At 59.2% G+C, this 18,741-nt stretch carries 20 protein-coding genes; 11 read left to right on the top strand and 9 right to left on the bottom strand.

What is annotated here, in order from left to right; translation table 11 throughout:
- Window positions 1–99 precede the first annotated feature (99 nt).
- Together K1567_RS22615 and K1567_RS22610 are read right to left on the bottom strand one after the other, a co-directional pair.
- Window positions 100–1,452 (bottom strand): GntP family permease, encoded by a 1,353-nt coding sequence (locus K1567_RS22615; protein WP_034100026.1) that lies wholly within the window; start codon window positions 1,450–1,452, stop codon window positions 100–102.
- An 83-nt stretch (window positions 1,453–1,535) separates the two neighbouring features.
- A complete protein-coding gene (locus K1567_RS22610; RefSeq protein WP_034100028.1) occupies window positions 1,536–2,069 on the bottom strand; it encodes a gluconokinase in 534 nt (177 codons plus the stop codon).
- Window positions 2,070–2,282: 213 nt separating this feature from the next.
- On the opposite strand from K1567_RS22610, the gene K1567_RS22605 reads away from it, so the two are divergent.
- From K1567_RS22605 to K1567_RS22580, 6 genes are all read left to right on the top strand, one after another.
- Window positions 2,283–3,314, top strand: coding sequence for a LacI family DNA-binding transcriptional regulator (locus tag K1567_RS22605; RefSeq protein WP_169868277.1), 1,032 nt, complete (start codon window positions 2,283–2,285; stop codon window positions 3,312–3,314).
- 314 nt (window positions 3,315–3,628) lie between these two features.
- Window positions 3,629–3,862 (top strand): DUF6124 family protein, encoded by a 234-nt coding sequence (locus K1567_RS22600; RefSeq protein ID WP_034100032.1) that lies wholly within the window; start codon window positions 3,629–3,631, stop codon window positions 3,860–3,862.
- 129 nt (window positions 3,863–3,991) lie between these two features.
- Entirely contained in the window at window positions 3,992–4,624 is a 633-nt protein-coding gene (locus tag K1567_RS22595; RefSeq protein ID WP_034100034.1) for a glutathione S-transferase family protein, read from the top strand.
- Between the two features lie 140 nt (window positions 4,625–4,764).
- Window positions 4,765–6,180 (top strand): MFS transporter, encoded by a 1,416-nt coding sequence (locus tag K1567_RS22590; protein WP_220698868.1) that lies wholly within the window; start codon window positions 4,765–4,767, stop codon window positions 6,178–6,180.
- 131 nt (window positions 6,181–6,311) lie between these two features.
- Complete coding sequence (locus K1567_RS22585) at window positions 6,312–6,809, top strand: hypothetical protein (protein WP_047881995.1); 498 nt, start codon at window positions 6,312–6,314, stop codon at window positions 6,807–6,809.
- Between the two features lie 344 nt (window positions 6,810–7,153).
- A complete protein-coding gene (locus K1567_RS22580; protein WP_034100038.1) occupies window positions 7,154–7,591 on the top strand; it encodes a GNAT family N-acetyltransferase in 438 nt (145 codons plus the stop codon).
- Between the two features lie 206 nt (window positions 7,592–7,797).
- Here the strand turns inward: K1567_RS22580 and def are convergent, their stop codons facing one another.
- The 3 genes from def to K1567_RS22565 form a co-directional block, all read right to left on the bottom strand.
- Window positions 7,798–8,337, bottom strand: a complete 540-nt coding sequence (def, locus tag K1567_RS22575; protein ID WP_034100039.1) for a peptide deformylase — start codon at window positions 8,335–8,337, stop codon at window positions 7,798–7,800.
- A gap of 3 nt (window positions 8,338–8,340) precedes the next feature.
- Window positions 8,341–9,291 carry a YihY/virulence factor BrkB family protein gene (locus K1567_RS22570; protein ID WP_034100041.1) on the bottom strand — a complete coding sequence of 317 codons (951 nt, stop codon included), beginning with the start codon at window positions 9,289–9,291 and terminating at the stop codon, window positions 8,341–8,343.
- 182 nt (window positions 9,292–9,473) lie between these two features.
- Window positions 9,474–9,659 carry a CsbD family protein gene (locus K1567_RS22565; RefSeq protein ID WP_034100043.1) on the bottom strand — a complete coding sequence of 62 codons (186 nt, stop codon included), beginning with the start codon at window positions 9,657–9,659 and terminating at the stop codon, window positions 9,474–9,476.
- Window positions 9,660–9,859: 200 nt separating this feature from the next.
- Between K1567_RS22565 and K1567_RS22560 the strand changes: the two genes are divergently transcribed.
- Window positions 9,860–10,237 (top strand): hypothetical protein, encoded by a 378-nt coding sequence (locus K1567_RS22560; protein ID WP_024077075.1) that lies wholly within the window; start codon window positions 9,860–9,862, stop codon window positions 10,235–10,237.
- Between the two features lie 59 nt (window positions 10,238–10,296).
- Here the strand turns inward: K1567_RS22560 and fadD1 are convergent, their stop codons facing one another.
- Together fadD1 and fadD2 are read right to left on the bottom strand one after the other, a co-directional pair.
- Window positions 10,297–11,988 carry a long-chain-fatty-acid--CoA ligase FadD1 gene (gene fadD1, locus K1567_RS22555; protein WP_034100045.1) on the bottom strand — a complete coding sequence of 564 codons (1,692 nt, stop codon included), beginning with the start codon at window positions 11,986–11,988 and terminating at the stop codon, window positions 10,297–10,299.
- A 397-nt stretch (window positions 11,989–12,385) separates the two neighbouring features.
- Window positions 12,386–14,074, bottom strand: a complete 1,689-nt coding sequence (gene fadD2 / locus K1567_RS22550; protein ID WP_169868267.1) for a long-chain-fatty-acid--CoA ligase FadD2 — start codon at window positions 14,072–14,074, stop codon at window positions 12,386–12,388.
- A gap of 211 nt (window positions 14,075–14,285) precedes the next feature.
- On the opposite strand from fadD2, the gene K1567_RS22545 reads away from it, so the two are divergent.
- Window positions 14,286–15,230 carry an alpha/beta hydrolase gene (locus K1567_RS22545; protein ID WP_169868258.1) on the top strand — a complete coding sequence of 315 codons (945 nt, stop codon included), beginning with the start codon at window positions 14,286–14,288 and terminating at the stop codon, window positions 15,228–15,230.
- Window positions 15,231–15,287: 57 nt separating this feature from the next.
- On the top strand, window positions 15,288–15,758 hold the full coding sequence (locus K1567_RS22540; protein ID WP_003175719.1) for a MaoC family dehydratase: 471 nt from the start codon (window positions 15,288–15,290) through the stop codon (window positions 15,756–15,758).
- A 112-nt stretch (window positions 15,759–15,870) separates the two neighbouring features.
- On the opposite strand, the gene K1567_RS22535 is transcribed toward K1567_RS22540, so the two are convergent.
- Entirely contained in the window at window positions 15,871–16,338 is a 468-nt protein-coding gene (locus tag K1567_RS22535) for a PA2169 family four-helix-bundle protein (RefSeq protein ID WP_003175720.1), read from the bottom strand.
- Between the two features lie 206 nt (window positions 16,339–16,544).
- On the opposite strand from K1567_RS22535, the gene K1567_RS22530 reads away from it, so the two are divergent.
- The gene (locus tag K1567_RS22530) at window positions 16,545–16,781 is read left to right on the top strand and encodes a DUF3820 family protein (protein ID WP_003213031.1); all 237 of its coding nucleotides are present in this window, start codon (window positions 16,545–16,547) and stop codon (window positions 16,779–16,781) included.
- Between the two features lie 10 nt (window positions 16,782–16,791).
- Complete coding sequence (locus K1567_RS22525) at window positions 16,792–17,973, top strand: aminotransferase class V-fold PLP-dependent enzyme (RefSeq protein WP_034114959.1); 1,182 nt, start codon at window positions 16,792–16,794, stop codon at window positions 17,971–17,973.
- A gap of 101 nt (window positions 17,974–18,074) precedes the next feature.
- On the opposite strand, the gene K1567_RS22520 is transcribed toward K1567_RS22525, so the two are convergent.
- The gene (locus tag K1567_RS22520) at window positions 18,075–18,740 is read right to left on the bottom strand and encodes a bifunctional 4-hydroxy-2-oxoglutarate aldolase/2-dehydro-3-deoxy-phosphogluconate aldolase (protein WP_026067364.1); all 666 of its coding nucleotides are present in this window, start codon (window positions 18,738–18,740) and stop codon (window positions 18,075–18,077) included.
- Window position 18,741 lies beyond the last annotated feature (1 nt).

Genomic DNA, 18,741 nt, shown 5'->3' with positions numbered 1-18,741 from the left:
AGTGTCAGTCACTGCATCAAGTGACCGATCCACCGCTATCGGGGGCAAGCCCCCTCCCACATTTGATTGGGTTTTCACCCTTGCCTTGTGGTGTGCCTGTTAGACCACCAACGACAGCAACATAATGAAGATCAACGCCACTACGGACAGGATGGTTTCCATCGCGGTCCAGGTCTTGAACGTCTCGGCCACGGTCATGTTGAAGTACTGCTTGACCAGCCAGAACCCCGCATCGTTGACGTGAGACAGGATCAACGAACCCGCCCCCGTCGCCAGCACCAGCAACTCGCGGTTAACCCCCGGAATCATGCCCACCACCGGCACCACAATGCCGGCGCCAGTAATGGTGGCCACGGTGGCCGAACCGGTTGCCACGCGAATCACCGCCGCCACCAGCCACGCCAGCAGGATCGGGTTGATCTGCGCGGTGACGGCCATATGCCCGATAACATCGCCCACGCCGCTGGTCACCAGCATCTGCTTGAAGCCACCACCGGCACCGATGATCAGGATGATCGCGGCGGTCGGCGCAAGGCTGGCGTCGAGCAGTTTGAGGATCTGCTTGGAGTGGATGCCCTGACGCGCACCGAAGGTATACAACGACAGCAACAGTGCCAGCAGCAACGCGGTGATCGGGTGACCGATCATGTCCATCCAGTTACGCACGACGTGGCCTTCGGCGAAGGCGATGTCGGCAAAAGTTTTGAGCAGCATCAGGAACACCGGCAGCAGCACGGTAACCAGCGTGATGCCAAAGCTCGGCAGGTCTTTGCTTTCCGGCTCGCGGGCCAGTTGATCCACCAGTTCCTGGGACGGGTTGCCCGGGATGTACTTGGCGATAAACGTACCGAAGATCGGGCCGGCGATGATGGCGGTCGGCAGTGCGACGATCAGGCCGTACAGGATGGTCTTGCCGATGTCCGCGCCAAACACGCCGATGGCCAGCAGCGGGCCCGGGTGCGGCGGTACCAGGCCGTGCACCGCTGACAGGCCGGCGAGCAGCGGGATGCCGATTTTGATCAGCGACACACCGGTGCGGCGCGCGACGATAAACACCAGCGGGATCAGCAGTACAAAGCCGATCTCGAAGAACAACGGAATGCCCACCAGGAACGCGGCGAACATCATGGCCCACTGGACTTTTTCCTTACCGAAGGCGCGGATCAAGGTCTGGGCGATCTGATCGGCACCGCCGGACTCGGCCATCATTTTGCCGAGCATCGTGCCCAAGGCGAGGATGATGCCGACAAAGCCGAGCACACCGCCGAAACCGTCTTGGAACGCCTTGATGATCTTGTCCACGGGCATGCCCGAGGTCAGGCCAAGAAAGCCCGCCGCGATGATCAACGCAATAAAGGGGTGAACCTTGAACCGGGTGATCAATACGATCAACCCGATAATAGTGACTACTGCATCAAGCAGTAGGTAGGACTCGTGGGACATGCCAAACATGGGGGTCTCTCCTGTTTGTTGTTGTTATTAAAGCGGGTGTTGAATTCGCTGCCGGGGATAGCGCTATCTTGTCCGGCAAAAAATTATTTGGATGGTTCAAAACCGTGCTGACGCCACCAGGCATCGGTCTGCTCGGCCAGTTGCTCGACGCTGTCGTCGCTGGCGTTGAGGGCCAGGGTCAGTGGCTCGCCTATGGGCGATTCGAGGGTGGCGAACTGGCTGTCGATCAGACTGGCGGGCATGAAATGGCCGGGGCGGTGGGACACGCGGTCGGCGGCCACTTCACGGGTCAGTTCCAGAAACACGAAACCCAGGCCCGGCGCGGCTTCGCGCAGGTGGTCGCGGTATTTTTTCTTAAGGGCCGAGCAGGTCAGTACCGGGTGTTGACCGGCCTTGAGCGAGCGGCGCAGCTCATCGCAGAGGATATCGAGCCAGCCGGCGCGGTCGTCGTCGTTGAGGGGGTGGCCGGCGCTCATCTTTTCGATGTTCGCGGCAGGGTGAAAGCTGTCGCCTTCAATGGCGGTGGCGCCGTTGAGGCGGCACACGGCCTCGCTGACACTGGTCTTGCCGCAGCCGGCAACACCCATGATGACCAGGGCGGTAACAGGTTGACTCATGAAACACCTCAGGACGCAGATAGCGCTACCTTTGCACGCTGTAAGGCTAGTGCAAAAACAGGCTTTTCCCGCGCCGTCTTGTCTTTTTTTATGGAGTGACGCGTGCATCCGCTCCAACGGTTTGAACAGGATCAGGCAACCCAACGTTCAAGTATTTGCAGCCTTTTGGAGACAGCGCTACCTTAGTGCCTCGATTTTTGTTTGGCAAGCCGCCTGATGACCTCTAAGAACGATAAAAAACTACGCACCACAGGGCGCCCCACCCTCAACGAAGTCGCCCGCCTGGCCGGCGTCAGCCCCATTACCGCCTCACGCGCCCTGCGCGGCATCAGCACCGTAGCGACGGAGTTGGTGGAGAAAGTCCAACAGGCCGCTGCTGAATTGAACTACGTGGTCAACCCCGCTGCCCGCGCACTGGCCTCGGCCCAGAGCCATTCGGTGGTGGTGCTGGTGCCCTCGCTGTCCAACCTGCTGTTTATCGAAACCCTCGAAGCCATCCACCAGGTGCTGCGGCCCAAAGGCTTCGAAGTGTTGATCGGCAACTCCCACTACTCGCGCGACGAAGAAGAAAACCTGCTGCGCAATTACATGGCTTACCAGCCCCGTGGCTTGCTGCTGACCGGCTTCGACCGCACCGAAAGCGCCCGACGGATGGTCGAGGCCAGCAACGTGCCCTGCGTCTACATGATGGACCTGGACCCGAATGCCGGCGTGAACTGCGTGGGTTTCTCGCAACTGGCCGCCGGCGAAACGGCGGCGGCGCACTTGATCGCCCGTGGGCGCAAGCGCCTGGCCTACATCGGCGCGCAGCTGGACCAACGCACCCTGCTGCGCGGCGAAGGCTTTCGCCGTGCGCTGCAACAGGCCGGCCTGTACGACCCCGCCTTGGAACTGCTGACTCCGCGCCCCTCCTCTGTGGGCCTGGGCGGCGAATTGTTCCTGCAGTTGCTGGCCAGCCATCCGGAGGTGGACGCGATTTTCTTCGGCAACGACGACCTGGCCCAGGGCGCCTTGCTCGAAGCCCTGCGCCATAACATCAAAGTGCCGGAACGCGTGGCAGTGCTGGGCTTCAACGACTTGCCCTCCTCGTCCTTCATGGTGCCGCGCCTGAGCAGCATCAGCACCCCGCGCGAAGCGATTGGCCGGCGTGCGGCGGAGCATTTATTGACGATCATGGCGGGCAACAAGATCGCCAAGCCGGTGGTGGATATGGGGTTTGAGTTGCGGGTGCGGGAGAGTACGTAGGACGGGTGTAGGAAGCGGCTGACATTGCGTTAAGCGTCTTGCCCGGTTGCCTACGCTTACGCCAGAATCCGCCGGCTTGTGCGCCTGGAGGGCGGTCTTTAAGGTTTGCCGGTCGCTGAATTTCTCGGTGATCGGGTTTAGTAGCCCGCGCTTCCCAACACAAGATGCATGAGCCAATCGATGCTTGATGGTGGCTGTGCGCAGGGCGCCTTCGGGTGCGCCGGGTTGTGTGGGATACCGGTCTACTAACCTGCGTACAGCTGCCACCCTCGTTTAGTAGCGATGAGGTATCAGCCCATATCAGGTTCTTCAACATGCCAAGCCCACATCCCGCGCATACGCTTTTCACCGTCACCCCCGATGCCCCCACCGAAACCCTGCTGATCAACAGTTACGAAACCGTCTGTTCCGTCAGCACCTTGCTGCTCAACCTGTCCGATGACCTCACCGGCAAACACCGCGATATCGCCTTGGCCATTTATCAATTGAGTGAGCTGAGCGTATTGCTGGTCGGCAAAGCCATGGATCAGCATACCCCGCGCTGTTGAGCGCTTAACCGTTCAGCCGGTGGGAAGGGGCTTGCTCCTCTCACCCTTTCAACCGTGTCCGCGTGGAAATATCGCCGTAACCTGCCGCCCCTGCTAGATTGTCCTTCTCTCCATCGCCAGGAAAGCACCATGGGACACTCACTGAAAATCTTGGGCCGCACGTCCTCCATCAACGTGCGAAAAGTGCTCTGGACCTGCCAGGAACTGGGCATCGACTACGTGCGTGAAGACTGGGGCATCGGCTACACACCCACCCAATCCGCTGAGTTCATGGCCCTGAACCCCAACGCCCAGGTGCCGGTGCTGATCGATGACCACGGCGTGTTGTGGGAATCCAACACCATTTGCCGTTACCTGGTCGGCCTTTACCAACGGCATGATCTGCTGCCCGCCGAGCCCGCGCCCCGGGCCCGGGTGGAGCAGTGGATGGACTGGCAGGCCACCGAGCTGAACCCGTCATGGGGCTACGCGTTCCACGCCTTGGTGCGCAAAAACCCGGACTATCAGGACCCGCAACGTATCCAGGCCGGCGTGCAGGGCTGGAACGACAAGATGGCCATCCTCGAACAGCAGCTGGCCAAGACGCAGGCCTACGTCGCCGGCGATGAGTTCACCCTGGCCGACATCCTTATCGGCCTGTCGGTGCACCGCTGGCGCATGACGCCGATGGAGCATCCGCATTTTCCGGCGGTGGCGGCCTATTACGAAAGGCTCAGCCAGCATGCGGGCTTCAAGGCGTTCGCCCTGGACGGGCATAATTGATTGTTGCGCCATAAAATCTTGAGCCATAAGCGGTAAACGCAATAAATCGCCAAATATGCCCGGCGTGCCCTGCCATTTAACAAGCAGCGATTTCCGTTAGCCAGCTAAGATTCCAGGTCCTGCACCTGGAATCGCTCACCATGTCCACACTCGCCGCTTCAACCACAGACGGTATCGACCCGCTGCGTGCCGCCCATATCAGCGCACGCATCGACCGCCTGCCCGCCGTCGCTACCGTCTGGCGCTTGGTGGCGCTGCTGTCCATCGGTGGTTTTTTTGAGCTGTATGACCTGTTCCAGACCGCCTATATCAGCCCCGGCCTAATCAGCGATGGGATTTTTCACACCGGCAGTGAAGGCGTGTTCGGTTTCTCCGACCAGGCCGCATTCGCCTCGGCGACCTTTCTGGGCCTGTTCCTTGGCACCAGCCTGCTCAGCCCGATTGCCGACCGCTTCGGGCGTCGTGCGATCTTCACCTTTGCGCTGATCTGGTACACGGTGGCCACGGTGTTGATGGGTATCCAAACATCCGCCCTGGGCATTATCGGCATGCGTTTTCTGGTGGGGATCGGCCTGGGCATCGAACTGGTGACCATCGACGCTTATCTTTCGGAACTGGTGCCCAAGCGCATGCGCAGTTCGGCGTTTGCCTTCGCATTTTTTATCCAGTTTCTGTCGGTCCCGGCGGTGGCGTTGATGTCGTGGTGGCTGGTGCCCCAGGCGCCGTTCGGCATCGCCGGTTGGCGCTGGGTGGTGCTTAGCAGCGCGGTGTTTGCGTTATTTATCTGGCAACTGCGCAAGCGCTTGCCGGAGTCACCGCGCTGGCTCGCGCAACAAGGCCGCTTCGACGAGGCCGGACAGATCATGGACAGCCTGGAGGCGCGCTGCCGCAAGGATCACGGTAAACCGCTGGACGAGCCCGAGCCAGAGGCCGTCAGCGTGCAGGGCAGCGGGCGCTTTGCCGATATCTGGCAACCGCCGTATCGGCGCCGGGCGTTGATGCTGATCGTGTTCCATGTGTTCCAGGCCATCGGCTTTTTCGGCTTTGGCAATTGGTTGCCGGCGCTCTTGTCGGGTCAGGGCGTGAGTGTGACCCACAGCCTGCTGTACGCCTTTATCATCACCCTCGCCTACCCGCTGGGGCCATTGCTGTTCGTGAAGGTGGCCAACCGCTTTGAAAACAAGTGGCAGATCGTCGGCTCGGCCATGGGCGCCGTAATCTTCGGCAGCCTGTTCGCACTACAGACCACGGCGGTAGGGCTGGTGTTCTGCGGCGTGATGATCACCTTCTGCAATGCCTGGCTGAGCTTCAGTTATCACTCGTACCAGAGCGAACTGTTCCCCACCAATATCCGTGCGCGGGCGGTGGGGTTCTGTTACTCGTTCAGCCGCTTGTCGACGGTGTTCAGCAGCCTGCTGATCGGGTTCATCCTCGAACACCTGGGCACACCGGGGGTGCTGGCATTTATCGCCAGCAGCATGCTGATTGTGATGATCACCATCAGTTGGTTCGGACCACGCACGCGCAACCTGGCCCTGGAACATATCGCCCATTGACGGCAACGATTGGCCGTTGGCGGGATAAGTGTTGCCGCCGATGGCGCGCCGACCCAGCAAAACCGGGGGTCTGGCACTCGGCATGTTATTTGCTCCAGCTGTGGCACCGAACATTACACAGGTGACCGATCATGCTGGTAAACAACAACACCCAAGCCGTGTCGACCGTTCAACAGATCAAGCGACCCGACATGGACCCCGCCAACGCCGCCGCCAGCGCGCTGTACAGCGGCGCCCTGCAAGCGGCGCAGCAAAGCGTGACCGTACCGGCCGCGCAGAAGGAATTGGACAAGGCCGCCGACCGTATCGATGAAGCTTTCGCCAAGACCCGCGTGCAATTACAGACAGCCAGTACCGCCAGTGAAGTACCGGCAACCAACTCGGCTTCCGGGGCTCGCGCGGAATTCACTGACTATATGAGCAAATCCCCTGCCGAACGCATCCGCGAGCAATTGCTCAAGGAACAAGGGCTGACCGAGGCGGATGTGCAGAATATGTCCCAGGAAAAGCAGGACGCGATTTCCAAGCAAGTGGCTGAACGCTTGAAGCAGCAACAGGAACAACAAGTAGCGGCAAAGACAGCTGAGCCTCAGGCGCGAACGTTGAAAGAAACCCTGGCGGCCATCTGACGTCACTGGCCGCGAGTTTTCTGCTCGCGAAGCCTCCAAGAACGCTGCGTTCATCCAGGATGATCGTGTCGTCGAATGGCTTCGCGAGCCTGCTCGCACCTGAGCGAGCAGGCGTTTGCTGATTAGTGCCCGAACAGACCTGTTTCGGATTTCTTGGCTTTCTTGTCTGCGCGTTTTTCATCGGCGGTCTTTGCCGGTTTTTTCTTCGCGGCTTTCTTTGAATCCATGCCTTTAGCCATGCTGCGTACTCCACTGTGAAGGGATGCAGCATTGGGTATACCACCTATTGCCCGGCAGAAGGCGCTTATAATCTTGGCCCCCATCACGACGCCTGCTTGAATACCATGCCCGAGTTGCCCATTGATCCACTGCCAGAGCCCCTATGGCCGCTGCTGAACAAGTTTTACCGCCGCCACGATTCATCGATGAAGGCGCTCAAGGGCGGGCGTTTATGGGTGGCGCGCGATGGCGACATTGTCGCCGGGTTGTGCCTGACACCCGTGGTGGGCGGGCAGTGGCTGACGGGCGTGTTTGTGGCGCCGGATTATCGCAGCCAGGGTTTGGCGACGCGGTTGATCCTTGAGGCAGTGGCGTCAGCCGAGGGCACGGTATGGTTGTTGTGCCATCCTGACTTGGAGCGGTTGTATCAGCGGATAGGCTTTACCCAGGACACGCGATTGCCGCAGTCCCTCGGCGAGCGGCTGGTGCGTTACAAGCGCAACAAACCGATGATCGCGATGGGCTTGGAATCGGGAGTGAGGCCGCCCTCGGATAGCAGGTGACCGAGAGGGAATGGGCCCATGCTTTTTGTCTGGCACACCGCGGTGTCTGGAGAGAGGGCCGCTTCGCGGCCCGGCGCGGGGCAAGCCCGCTCACCACAACCACTTTATGGGCCGATCCCCTGTGGTGCGCAGGCTTGGATTTTGTGTAGCTAACTAAGGCTATTGGGAAAGCCCCTTTTTCCACATGCTGATCGGCATTTCTTTGGTTAATCCGCCGTGGCGGGATCCAACTCCGGGAACATCACGTCGATGAAGCCGAACTTGCTGAAGTCGGTGATGCGCGATGGGTATAACCGGCCGATCAGATGGTCGCATTCGTGTTGCACCACCCGCGCATGGAAGCCATCGGCAAAGCGCACGATAGGCTCGCCCTTGGGATCGAAACCTTCATAACGGATCTGCTGGTAGCGGTTCACCGCACCGCGCAGGCCAGGCACCGACAGGCAACCTTCGAAGCCCTCTTCCAGCACCGGGCTGAGTGGCGTGATCAGTGGGTTGATCAGGATGGTCTGGGGCACGGCCGGCGCGTCCGGGTAGCGCTCGCTGCTCTCAAAACCGAAGATCACCAATTGCAGATCCACGCCGATCTGCGGCGCGGCAAGGCCTACACCGCCCACATGCTCCATGGTCTGGAACATGTCATCGATCAGTTGCCACAGTTCGGGGCTGTCGAACATTTCCGGCGGAACCGGAGGGGCGATGCGTAGCAAGCGTTCATCGCCCATTTTCAGGATTTCACGGATCATTAATCAGGCTTCGTCAGTAGTGGGCTTAATGGAATGGTCACGGCCAAGGCCGGAAACATGTTGTTTCTCATGGACCGGCGGCTCATCGAAATCCTTGGCCCCCGGTTCCTTGCCTTCGGCTGACATGTGTTCAATCACCGCATTCATCTCCGCACCCAGTAACAGCACGGCGGATGAGATGTAAAAGTATAGGAGCAGCACGATGATCGCACCGATGCTGCCGTACATGGCGTTGTAATCGGCGAAGGTCTTGACGTAGTAGCCAAACCCCAGCGAGGCAATGATCCACACCACCACCGCCAGTACGGAACCGGGGGTGATAAAGCGAAATTTCTGTTCGACATCGGGCATCACGTAGTACATCAGCGCCACGGCGAACATCAGCAGAATCACGATCAGCGGCCAACGCACGATGGTCCACAGGGTGACCACGAATTCCTGCATGCCGATCTGCCCGGCCAGCCACTCCATCACCTGTGGGCCAAGCACCATCAGCGCGGCGGCGGCGAGCAACATCCCGGCGATGCCTACGGTGTAAAAGATCGACAGCGGAAAACGCTTCCAGATCGGCCGACCTTCAACCACATCGTAGGCAGCGTTCATGGCGCTCATCATCAGGCGCACGCCGGCCGAGGCCGTCCACAGCGCGATCACGATACCCACCGACAGCAGGCCACCCTTGGATTGCTGCAACTGGTCGATCACCGGATTGACCTGCTCCAACGCCTGGGGCGGCAGCACCAGCTCCGATTGCAGGCGTAGCCAACTGAAGAAGTCCGGCAGGTGCAGAAAACCAATCAGCGCAATCAAAAACAGTAGGAACGGAAACAGCGAGAACAGCATCTGGTAAGCCAGCGCCGAGGCATAGGTGGGCATTTCGTCGTCGACGAATTCCTTGACGGTGCGCAACAGCACTTTGTGCAGCTTGAGACCATCAAGTACAGGAAAAATCATAGCGTCTCCTTTCGCCGCAAAGAGGATAAGGTCATGGGCGACTCAAGGGCCGTTTTCTACATCAAAGTAGCCCATCTGGCGACTTTGAAACAATTTCCAAACTTTAGTTGCAGCAGGCGACACAAAAACGGCCATCCGTGGATGGCCGCAGGACGGCGAGTTCACACCCGCCAAAGCCAGCGTTACTTGGTGGCTTTTTTAACGGCATCTTTGGTTTTGCCGACCGCCTGCTGAGCTTCGCCCTTCTTCTCTTGGACGACGCCTTCAGCGCGCATTTTGTCGTTATCGGTGGCTTTGCCGACACCTTGCTTAATGTTGCCGACCGCTTCGTTGGCCAAGCCTTTTGCCTTATCCGCTGTGCTGCCCATGGTATTTCTCCGAAAGAACAATCAAGGGTTATTGGTCGTTACATGAAGATTGACCGGAGCGGATTCGGCAGAGTTTCAATTATTTTCAGGGTGCATTTGATCGGTGCGCACAGGTTGGGCTTTATGTTTTGCGGCCAACCCATGAGAATGCGCGGCACATTCAGGCTATAAGGCTGAATAACAGATCCCGTAGGAAGGTTATGAAACTCAATAAAGCACAGGCCATTGCTCGCAGAAACCAGGAACTGGGCGGAGCCGTACTCGGCGTCAACAACTGCCATTTCACCGACCTGGACCGCAAACGCAACATCTGGTGGTTCGATCTGCCGGTGGCACGGATTGCGGTGGGCCAGTACGAGTGGATTCACCTGCTGATGCACAACGCCGAGACCGACCAGTTGTTGCATCTGAAGGTGCCGACGGTGTTTCTGCGCGAGAAACTCGAAGGGCTGGTGGTGCGTAATGCGGGCAAGCGCAAACCGGAGATCACTCTGGAGCTGAGCGCGGATAAGGATTCGTTCTTGAAAGATGTGCGCCCGGCGGGTGCGGGTGTGAACTTCGCGCAGTTTGCCCTGTAAGAGCCGCGGTCAGAAAAAATGTGGGAGGTGGCTTGGCCCCCTCCCACATTTGAATTGCGTTACTTTTTAAGACCGAGCTTCTTCAGCTCTTCATCGCGCAGCTCGCGACGCAGGATCTTGCCGACGTTGGTCGTCGGCAAGGCATCGCGGAATTCCACCGCCTTGGGCACCTTGTAGCCAGTGACGTTGGCGCGCATGTGCTCCATCACCTGCTCCTTGGTCAGGGTCGCACCCGGCTTGACCACAATAAACAGCTTGATGTGTTCCCCGGACTTCTCGTCCGGCACGCCGATGGCTGCACACTGCAACACGCCCGGCAGGCCCGCCAGTACGTCTTCCAGCTCGTTGGGGTACACGTTGAAGCCGGAGACCAGGATCATGTCTTTCTTGCGATCAACGATGCGCATATAGCCATCGGGCTGGATGATCGCGATGTCGCCGGTCTTGAGCCAACCGTCGCTGTCGAGCATCTCGTCGGTGGCATCCTGGCGCTGCCAGTAGCCCTTCATCACTTGTGGGCCCTTGACGCACAGCTCGCCGGTTTCACCCAACGGCAGCTCGGTGCCATCGTCGGCGATGACCTTGCACACCGTCGAAGGCACCGGAATGCCGATGGTGCCGATCTGGATATGCTGGATCGGGTTCACGGTGGCCACCGGGCTGGTCTCGGTCATGCCGTAACCTTCGCAGATACCGCAACCGGTCACGGCTTTCCAACGCTCGGCCGCTGCCAGTTGCAGGGCCATACCGCCGGAGAGGGTGACCTTCAGCGCGGAGAAGTCCAGCTTGCGGAAGGCTTCGTTGTTGCACAACGCTACGAACAGCGTGTTCAGGCCGACAAAGCCGCTGAACTTCCACTTCGACAGCTCCTTGACCATCGCCGGCAGGTCGCGCGGGTTGCTGATCAGGATGTTGTGGTTGCCGATCAGCATCATCGCCATGCAATGAAAGGTGAACGCATAGATGTGGTACAGCGGCAGCGGTGTGATCAGGATCTCGCAACCTTCATTGAGGTTGGAGCCCATCAGCGCCTTGCACTGCAGCATGTTGGCCACGAGGTTGCGGTGGGTCAGCATTGCGCCCTTGGCGACGCCGGTGGTGCCGCCGGTGTATTGCAGCACGGCCACGTCGCTACTGACCGGGTTAGCGTCGCTGACCGGTTGACCGCGTCCCTTGGCGAGCACGTCATTGAATTTGATCGCCTGGGGCAAGTGATACGCCGGGACCATTTTCTTCACGTACTTGATGACGCTGTTGATCAGCAGGCGCTTGAGCGGCGGCAGCAGGTCCGCGACTTCGGTGACGATCACATGCTTGACGGCGGTCTTGGGCACGACCTTTTCCGCCAAGTGAGCCATGTTGGCCAGGCAGACCAGCGCCTTGGCGCCGGAATCGTTGAACTGGTGTTCCATTTCCCGCGCGGTGTACAGCGGGTTGGTGTTGACCACAATCAGGCCGGCGCGGATGGCACCGAACACAGCGACTGGGTATTGCAGAACGTTGGGTAGTTGCACGGCGATTCGATCGCCAGGCTTCAAGTCGGTATGCTGTTGCAGGTAGGCGGCGAAGGCGCCGGACAATTCGTACAACTCACCGTAGGTGATTGTCTTGCCCAGGTTGCTGAACGCCGGTTTGTTAGCGAAGCGCTGGCAGGACTGTTTAAGTACCGCCTGAATATTTGGATACTCGTCTGGATTGATGTCTGCAGCAATCCCGGCGGGGTACTTATCCTTCCAAAAGTCTTCGTTCATGGAAGCCCACTCCTCAGCGACGCGAATTCATCATCGCATTTGATGCGATTATTATTGGTGTATGTTTTTTAAGTTTTAAGGTGAGTCTGGCGCGTTCAAGCAGGCCGAGAGGTCACAAAGCGCGCCGAGAGTAGCAGCTTTGCCGAGGGCCGACTAGAGCCAAAAGAGGGCCCTACAGTCATAAACATGACTCATGAATATCCAATGGTCATTTTTAGAGCAAAGATTCTATATCCGCAAAAAAGGCTCTAGAACAAGGTTTAACAGATTAAACACAGACAAATGTGGGAGGGGGCTTGCCCCCGATGGCATTAAACAGTCGATACAAATGGTGACTGTTGCGCTGTCATCGGGGGGCAAGCCCCCTCCCACATTTTTATTGCACTTCACTTCAGGGTCAGGCGATGTCGCGCAGCTCCCTGCGCAGGATCTTGCCCACCGGCGTCATCGGCAACGACTCACGCAACACGATGTGCTTGGGCACCTTGTAGCCGGTGAAGTTGCTCTTGCAGTACGCCTTCAGCTCTTCAAGGCTGACCCCCTGAGCCCGCGCCACCACGAACAGCTTCACCGCCTCCCCCGTGCGCTCGTCCGGCACGCCGATCACCGCGCAGCTGGCCACTGCTGGGTGGGCCATCACCACGTCTTCGATTTCGTTGGGGTACACGTTGAAGCCGGAGACGATGATCAGGTCTTTCTTGCGGTCCACAATGCTCACAAAGCCATCGGTGTCGATTACCGCAATATCACCGGTTTTCAACCACCCTTCGGCATCCAGGGTGTCGGCGGTTGCCGCCGGTTGCTGCCAGTAGCCCTTCATCACCTGTGGGCCTTTGATGCACAGTTCGCCACGCTCCCCGAGGGGCAATTCGCGGCCTTCGTCATCGATCACCTTCATGGCCGTACCCGGCACTGGAATACCCACGGTGCCCAGCCGCGATTGGCTACCGTAGGGGTTGGTGCTGGCCACCGGCGAGGTTTCGGTCAGGCCGTAGCCTTCGCCGATGGTACAGCCGGTCAGGGCCTCCCAGCGCTCGGCGGTGGCCTTGACCAGCGCGGTACCGCCGGAATTGGTGATCTTGAGGTGCGAGAAATCCAGGGTCTTGAAATCCGGATGGTCCATCAGCGCGACAAACAGGGTGTTCAACCCCAGCAGGCAGGAAAACCGCCACTTTTTCAGCTCTTTGATAAACCCGCCGATGTCGCGCGGGTTGGTGATCAGCACGTTGTGGTTGCCGGTCACCATCATGCACATGCAGTTCGCCGTAAAGGCATAGATATGGTAGAGCGGCAGCGGCGCGATCATCACTTCCTGCCCTTCCCGTACCAGCGGCTGGCCGTTATCGCTGACCTGGGACATGCACGCCCGCGCCTGCTGCATATTGGCCACCAGATTGCCGTGGGTCAGCATCGCGCCCTTGGCCAGGCCGGTGGTGCCGCCGGTGTATTGCAACACGGCGATGTCATCCAGGGTCACCGGGTGGCGGGTCACACCCAGGCCCGCGCCCATGCGCAGGGCACGCTTGAACGAAACCGCGCGTGGCAGGTGATAGGCCGGGACCATCTTCTTGACCTTGTCGACCACGGTGTTGACCAGCCAGCCTTTGGCGGCGGGCAAGAAATCGCCCATTTTGGCTTCGATCAGGTAGTCAATCTCGGTGTCGGCACACACTTCCTGCACCCGCGATCCGAACAGGTTGAGGTAGACCAGCGCCCGCACGCCGGCATCCTTGAATTGGTGGCGCATTTCCCGCGGGGTGTACAACGGGTTGGTGTTGACCACGATCAACCCGGCGCGCAGCGCCCCGAACACCGCGATGGGGTAATGCAATACGTTGGGCATCTGCACGGCGATGCGCTCGCCGGGCTTGAGGTCGGTGTGATGCTGCAGGTAACCGGCGAACGCCGCGCTCTGGCGCTCAAGCTCGGCGTAGGTCAGGGTCACCCCCATATTGCTGAATGCCGGACGGTCGGCAAAGGCTTTGCAGGAACGCTCGAAGACTTCGATCACCGACTTGTAGGTGGTGAGGTCGATGTCATTGGGAACGCCCGCCGCGCGTTTGTCATTCCAGAAATCAGGTTGCATTATTCTTGTCCTCTGTACCTGAGTGTGTCCGGCCGCTTTTATGCTGCGATGGAAAGCGGAGCTTTGGGGACGTTAGCAGCTATGGCCAATCAGGCAAATACAGGAAAGAGTGTCATCAACTGCGTGAATCTTCCTACAAGGGCCTGTACTGATCAGCCGCTTGCCAGAAGATCAGCGATACACTGCAACGACACCGAGCAAAGGAACCGCCATGAACCACAGCACCTTCTGGCTGACTGCGAACGACCATACCCGCCTATACGTCAACCAATGGCTGCCACAGGGGCCGCTCCAGGCTGTGGTAATGGTGTCCCACGGCATGGCCGAGCACAGTGGGCGCTACGCCCGCCTGGCCGAGGCCCTGTGCGATGCGGGCTACGGTGTGTACGCGCTGGACCAGCGAGGCCATGGACGGACCGCCGATGAAGGCACTCTGGGGTTGTTCGCCGAGCACGATGGCTGGAACAAAGTGGTAGGCGACCTGGCCAGCCTCAACCAACACATCGGCCAACAGCATCCGGGGCTGCCGATCGTACTGTTGGGGCACAGCATGGGCAGTTATATCGCCCAGGCTTATCTGCTGCACCACAGTGCCAGCCTGCATGGGGCGATTCTCAGCGGGTCGAATTTCCAGCCGGTGGCGCTATACCGCGCCGCGCGCCTGATCGCTCGCGCCGAACGCCTGCGCCAGGGCCTGCGGGGGCGCAGCGCAGTGATCGACTTCCTGTCGTTTGGCTCTTTCAACAAAGCGTTCAAACCTAACCGCACGGCCTTCGACTGGCTCAGTCGCGACCCGGATGAGGTGGATAAGTACATCAACGATCCCCTCTGCGGTTTTCGTTGCACCAACCAACTGTGGGTGGATTTGCTAGGCGGCTTGCAGCAGATCAGCAAAGCGTCCAACCTCGCGCAGATCGATCCAGGCCTGCCGATTCTGGTGATGGGCGGCGAATGTGATCCGGTGAGCGAGGGCAAGCGTCTCACCCATCTGGCTCAAGCCCTGCAAGCGGCCGGCTGCCAGCACCTGCAACTGACTATTTACCCCCAGGCGCGCCATGAAGTGTTCAATGAAACCAACCGCACGCAAGTCACGGCGGATGTGGTGACATGGCTGGATCACGCCCTGAGTTTGCAACGGCCTGCCCGCTGCGAATAAATTTTCCTTTAAAATCAGCAAATTAAATTACCGATTAGCCACAGGATGCGCTCTTAGATGACCCAGGTAACCAACACCCCGTATGAAGCCCTTGAAGTCGGCCAGACCGCCAGCTACAGCAAGACTGTCGAAGAGCGCGACATCCAGCTGTTCGCGGCAATGTCCGGCGATCACAACCCGGTGCACCTAGACGCCGAATACGCCAAGGCCACGATGTTCAAGGAGCGTATCGCCCACGGCATGTTCAGCGGCGCTTTGATCAGCGCAGCCGTAGCCTGCGAACTGCCTGGGCCGGGCACGATTTATATCGGTCAGCAGATGAGCTTTCAGAAGCCGGTGAAGATCGGCGACACCCTGACGGTGCGCCTGGAAATCCTGGAGAAACTGCCCAAGTTCCGCGTGCGGATTGCCACTCGCGTGTTCAACCAGCGCGACGAGTTGGTAGTGGATGGCGAGGCAGAGATTCTTGCGCCGCGTAAACAGCAGGTGGTGACCTTGACCGAGCTGCCGCCGATCAGCATCGGCTGAATACAAATGTGGGAGAGGGCTTGCCCCGATTGCGGTGAGTCAGTCATTCAAACATCGACTGATTCACTGCTATCGGGGGCAAGCCCCCTCCCACATTGACTAGGCGGTAAGCTTACGACTGAGCGCGAGCCTGGTTACGCAGGGCTTTAACCTGGTCGTGATTGCGTTGCACGCCGTGGTACTGACGCTCAACCAAGTCACGAATGCCCAGCAGGTTGTGCTTGTTGATCTTCTCGATCGCTTCACGATAAGCCTTCAGTGCGTGGTCCTCACCGCGCTCGGCTTCGTTCAGCACAGCCTCTTCATCTTTACCGGTAACCATCGACTTCACGTCGACCCAGCCACGGTGCAGTGCGCCGGCAACGCTGCCGGAATCTTCCGGATCGCCACCCAAGGCACGCACGGCGGTTTTCAGCTCGGCGGCAGCGGTGGCGCAATCGGCAGAACGCTTAGCAAACAGCGCCTTGAGTTCTGGGTGCTTAATATCTTCAGCGCACTCTTTAAAGCCTTTTTGGCCGTCGATGCTGGTTTCGATCAGGTCGTTAAGTACGGAGATCGATTCTTTGTTGATGTCAGTCATTTTCCAATTCCTTATGTGGGTTGAGAAAGGTTGTCTTAATGATTGCAGCGCCCGTGCCAGGTTTTAAAAAATAACTTTATTGTTTAAATTCAATCATTTACGAAATATTTAACCATCTGTATGTACGTTATTTGCATGATCTGTCATTTGGCCTTCATGCAGAATGCCTGTATTTTCCAAGCTCCTCTCGTAACCGTCTGACGTTCATGAACCCGGAAAAGCTCGAACTGTTGATCACCCGCGAAATGCCTTTCGGCAAATACAAAGGGCGGATCATTGCCGACTTGCCAGGCCCCTACCTGAACTGGTTCGCTCGCGAAGGTTTCCCCCACGGCGAATTGGGTGGTCTGCTGGCGCTGATGCAGGAAATTGACCACAACGGTCTGTCAGAACTGCTCGAACCGCTGCGCGCCAAACACGGCAAGCCTGCCCCACGCCATTAAGAGCCCACCCATGCCCAGCAACGCCCAAAACGAAGCGCATTGGCAAGCCATCGCTCAACGCTATGACTGCGAGCCAGGCCCTATCAATCTTGAGAACGGTTACTTCGGCCGCATGAGCCGCGCGGTGCAGGCCCAGTACCTGGAGCATGTGGCGTTTATCAACCGCAGCAATGCGGTGTATGTGCGCCAGCGTTTCGAACAGGGCGAAAACATCGAGATCCGGCGCCAGCTCGCCGCCTTGATAGAGGTGGAACCCGAGTCGGTGGCATTCACCCGCAACGCCACCGAAGCCTTGCAGTCGCTGATCCGCAACTACAACCGCCTGCAACCGGGTGACCAAGTGCTGATCAGCGATCTGGAGTACGACACGGTCAAGGGCGCGATGCGCTGGCTGGCGGCGCATCGCGGTGTGGAGGTTATCGAACTGTCCCACGCCCATCCGGCCAGTTTCGACAGCCTGCTACAGACCTATCGTGATGCCTTCGCCCAATACCCGCGTCTCAAGCTGATGGCCATGACCCACGTTACCCATCGCACCGGGCTGGTAATGCCAGTGGCCGCCATTGCTCAGGCGGCACGGACGCACGGTGTTGACGTGATCCTCGACGGTGCCCACGCCCTTGGCCAGATCGACTTCAACTTGGCCGATCTGGGCATCCAGTTCGCCGGGTTCAACCTGCACAAATGGATCGGCGCACCGTTGACCCTGGGCTTCCTGTATATCGCCCCCGAGCGCCTGGCCGATATCGACCCGGACATGGGCGAGTTCCACTACCCCATCACCGATGTACGCGCGCGGACGTCCTACAGCACGCCGAATTTTCCGGCGCTGATGACCTTGCCACTGGTATTGGATGAGCATCGCGCACTGGGTGGCGCGGCTGCCAAAGGTGCGCGGGTCAATTACCTGCGGGATACATGGGTGAGCCAGGTACGGTCATTGCCGGGGATCGAGGTGCTGACGCCGGATGACCCGAGGCTGTATTGCGGGATTAGTGCTTTCAAATTCAGCGGTCGGGACCAGCAGGCGATGGCGGACCGTTTGCTCAAGGACTACAACGTCTTCACCACGACCCGTGTCGGGGCCTCGTTCGGGACGTGTATCCGGATCACCCCCGGGTTGGTCACCTCGGTGGCGGACATCCATCATCTGGCCAATGCCATCACCGAACTGCACCGCAGCCCTCTATAAAAGCAGGCGCAGTTTTATTGCAGGCAAAAAAAAGCGGTACACCGACCAAGTGCACCGCAAAAATGCCGTTAAGCACAGCAACAACGATTCGGTAAATCAGATCAATCCAACAGCGCCAGGGCCTGGGCGGTAACTTCCTGGATGCGTGCCCAGTCGCCGTTCTTGACCCACTCTGGGTCGAGCATCCAGCTGCCGCCCACGCACATCACGTTTTTCAACGCCATGTAGCTTTTGATATTGGCCGGGCCGACGCCGCCGGTCGGGCAGAATTTCACTTCGCCGAACGGGCCGCCCAGGGCCTTGATTGCCGCTACGCCACCGCTGACTTCAGCGGGGAACAATTTGAAACGACGGTAGCCCAGGCCATAGCCTTCCATGATGCCGGACGCATTGCTGATACCCGGCAACAGCGGGATCGGGCTGTGCACCGAGGCTTCGAGCAAGTCGCGGGTAATCCCGGGGGTGACGATAAACTGCGAGCCGGCCACTTCCGCGGCCTCCAGCATGTGCCGATCCAACACGGTGCCGGCGCCGGTGCACAGTTCAGGGCGCTGCTCGCGCAGCACCTGAATGGCCTTGAGGCCGAACTCCGAACGCAGGGTCACTTCCAGCGCCGTCAGGCCGCCGGCCGCCAGGGCATCGGCCAGGGGCAGAATGTCCTGTTCGCGGGCGATGGTGATCACCGGCAGGATCCGCGCCTTGGCGCAGAGGCTGTCGATCAAGGCAACTTTATCCGCCATGGACACGGTCGGTTGAGGGCTTTTCATA

The sequence above is a fragment of the Pseudomonas sp. S5F11 genome, assembly GCF_019641515.1.
Classification (GTDB): Bacteria; Pseudomonadota; Gammaproteobacteria; order Pseudomonadales; family Pseudomonadaceae; genus Aquipseudomonas; species Aquipseudomonas rhodesiae.
Note: the sequence above shows the minus strand (reverse complement) of the source record. Positions and strands in the feature narration are given on the sequence as shown.

Excerpts from the sequence above, each read along its gene's own strand:
- K1567_RS22540 (WP_003175719.1), top strand. The coding sequence starts at position 15,288 with ATGACCCAGGTAACCAACACCCCGTATGAAGCCCTTGAAGTCGGCCAG.
- K1567_RS22590 (WP_220698868.1), top strand. The coding sequence starts at position 4,765 with ATGTCCACACTCGCCGCTTCAACCACAGACGGTATCGACCCGCTGCGT.
- K1567_RS22600 (WP_034100032.1), top strand. The coding sequence starts at position 3,629 with ATGCCAAGCCCACATCCCGCGCATACGCTTTTCACCGTCACCCCCGAT.
- K1567_RS22535 (WP_003175720.1), bottom strand. The coding sequence starts at position 16,338 with ATGACTGACATCAACAAAGAATCGATCTCCGTACTTAACGACCTGATC.
- def (WP_034100039.1), bottom strand. The coding sequence starts at position 8,337 with ATGATCCGTGAAATCCTGAAAATGGGCGATGAACGCTTGCTACGCATC.
- K1567_RS22545 (WP_169868258.1), top strand. The coding sequence starts at position 14,286 with ATGAACCACAGCACCTTCTGGCTGACTGCGAACGACCATACCCGCCTA.
- K1567_RS22580 (WP_034100038.1), top strand. The coding sequence starts at position 7,154 with ATGCCCGAGTTGCCCATTGATCCACTGCCAGAGCCCCTATGGCCGCTG.
- K1567_RS22585 (WP_047881995.1), top strand. The coding sequence starts at position 6,312 with ATGCTGGTAAACAACAACACCCAAGCCGTGTCGACCGTTCAACAGATC.
- K1567_RS22595 (WP_034100034.1), top strand. The coding sequence starts at position 3,992 with ATGGGACACTCACTGAAAATCTTGGGCCGCACGTCCTCCATCAACGTG.
- K1567_RS22615 (WP_034100026.1), bottom strand. The coding sequence starts at position 1,452 with ATGTTTGGCATGTCCCACGAGTCCTACCTACTGCTTGATGCAGTAGTC.
- K1567_RS22565 (WP_034100043.1), bottom strand. The coding sequence starts at position 9,659 with ATGGGCAGCACAGCGGATAAGGCAAAAGGCTTGGCCAACGAAGCGGTC.
- fadD1 (WP_034100045.1), bottom strand. The coding sequence starts at position 11,988 with ATGAACGAAGACTTTTGGAAGGATAAGTACCCCGCCGGGATTGCTGCA.
- K1567_RS22560 (WP_024077075.1), top strand. The coding sequence starts at position 9,860 with ATGAAACTCAATAAAGCACAGGCCATTGCTCGCAGAAACCAGGAACTG.
- K1567_RS22530 (WP_003213031.1), top strand. The coding sequence starts at position 16,545 with ATGAACCCGGAAAAGCTCGAACTGTTGATCACCCGCGAAATGCCTTTC.
- K1567_RS22610 (WP_034100028.1), bottom strand. The coding sequence starts at position 2,069 with ATGAGTCAACCTGTTACCGCCCTGGTCATCATGGGTGTTGCCGGCTGC.
- fadD2 (WP_169868267.1), bottom strand. The coding sequence starts at position 14,074 with ATGCAACCTGATTTCTGGAATGACAAACGCGCGGCGGGCGTTCCCAAT.
- K1567_RS22525 (WP_034114959.1), top strand. The coding sequence starts at position 16,792 with ATGCCCAGCAACGCCCAAAACGAAGCGCATTGGCAAGCCATCGCTCAA.
- K1567_RS22570 (WP_034100041.1), bottom strand. The coding sequence starts at position 9,291 with ATGATTTTTCCTGTACTTGATGGTCTCAAGCTGCACAAAGTGCTGTTG.
- K1567_RS22520 (WP_026067364.1), bottom strand. The coding sequence starts at position 18,740 with ATGAAAAGCCCTCAACCGACCGTGTCCATGGCGGATAAAGTTGCCTTG.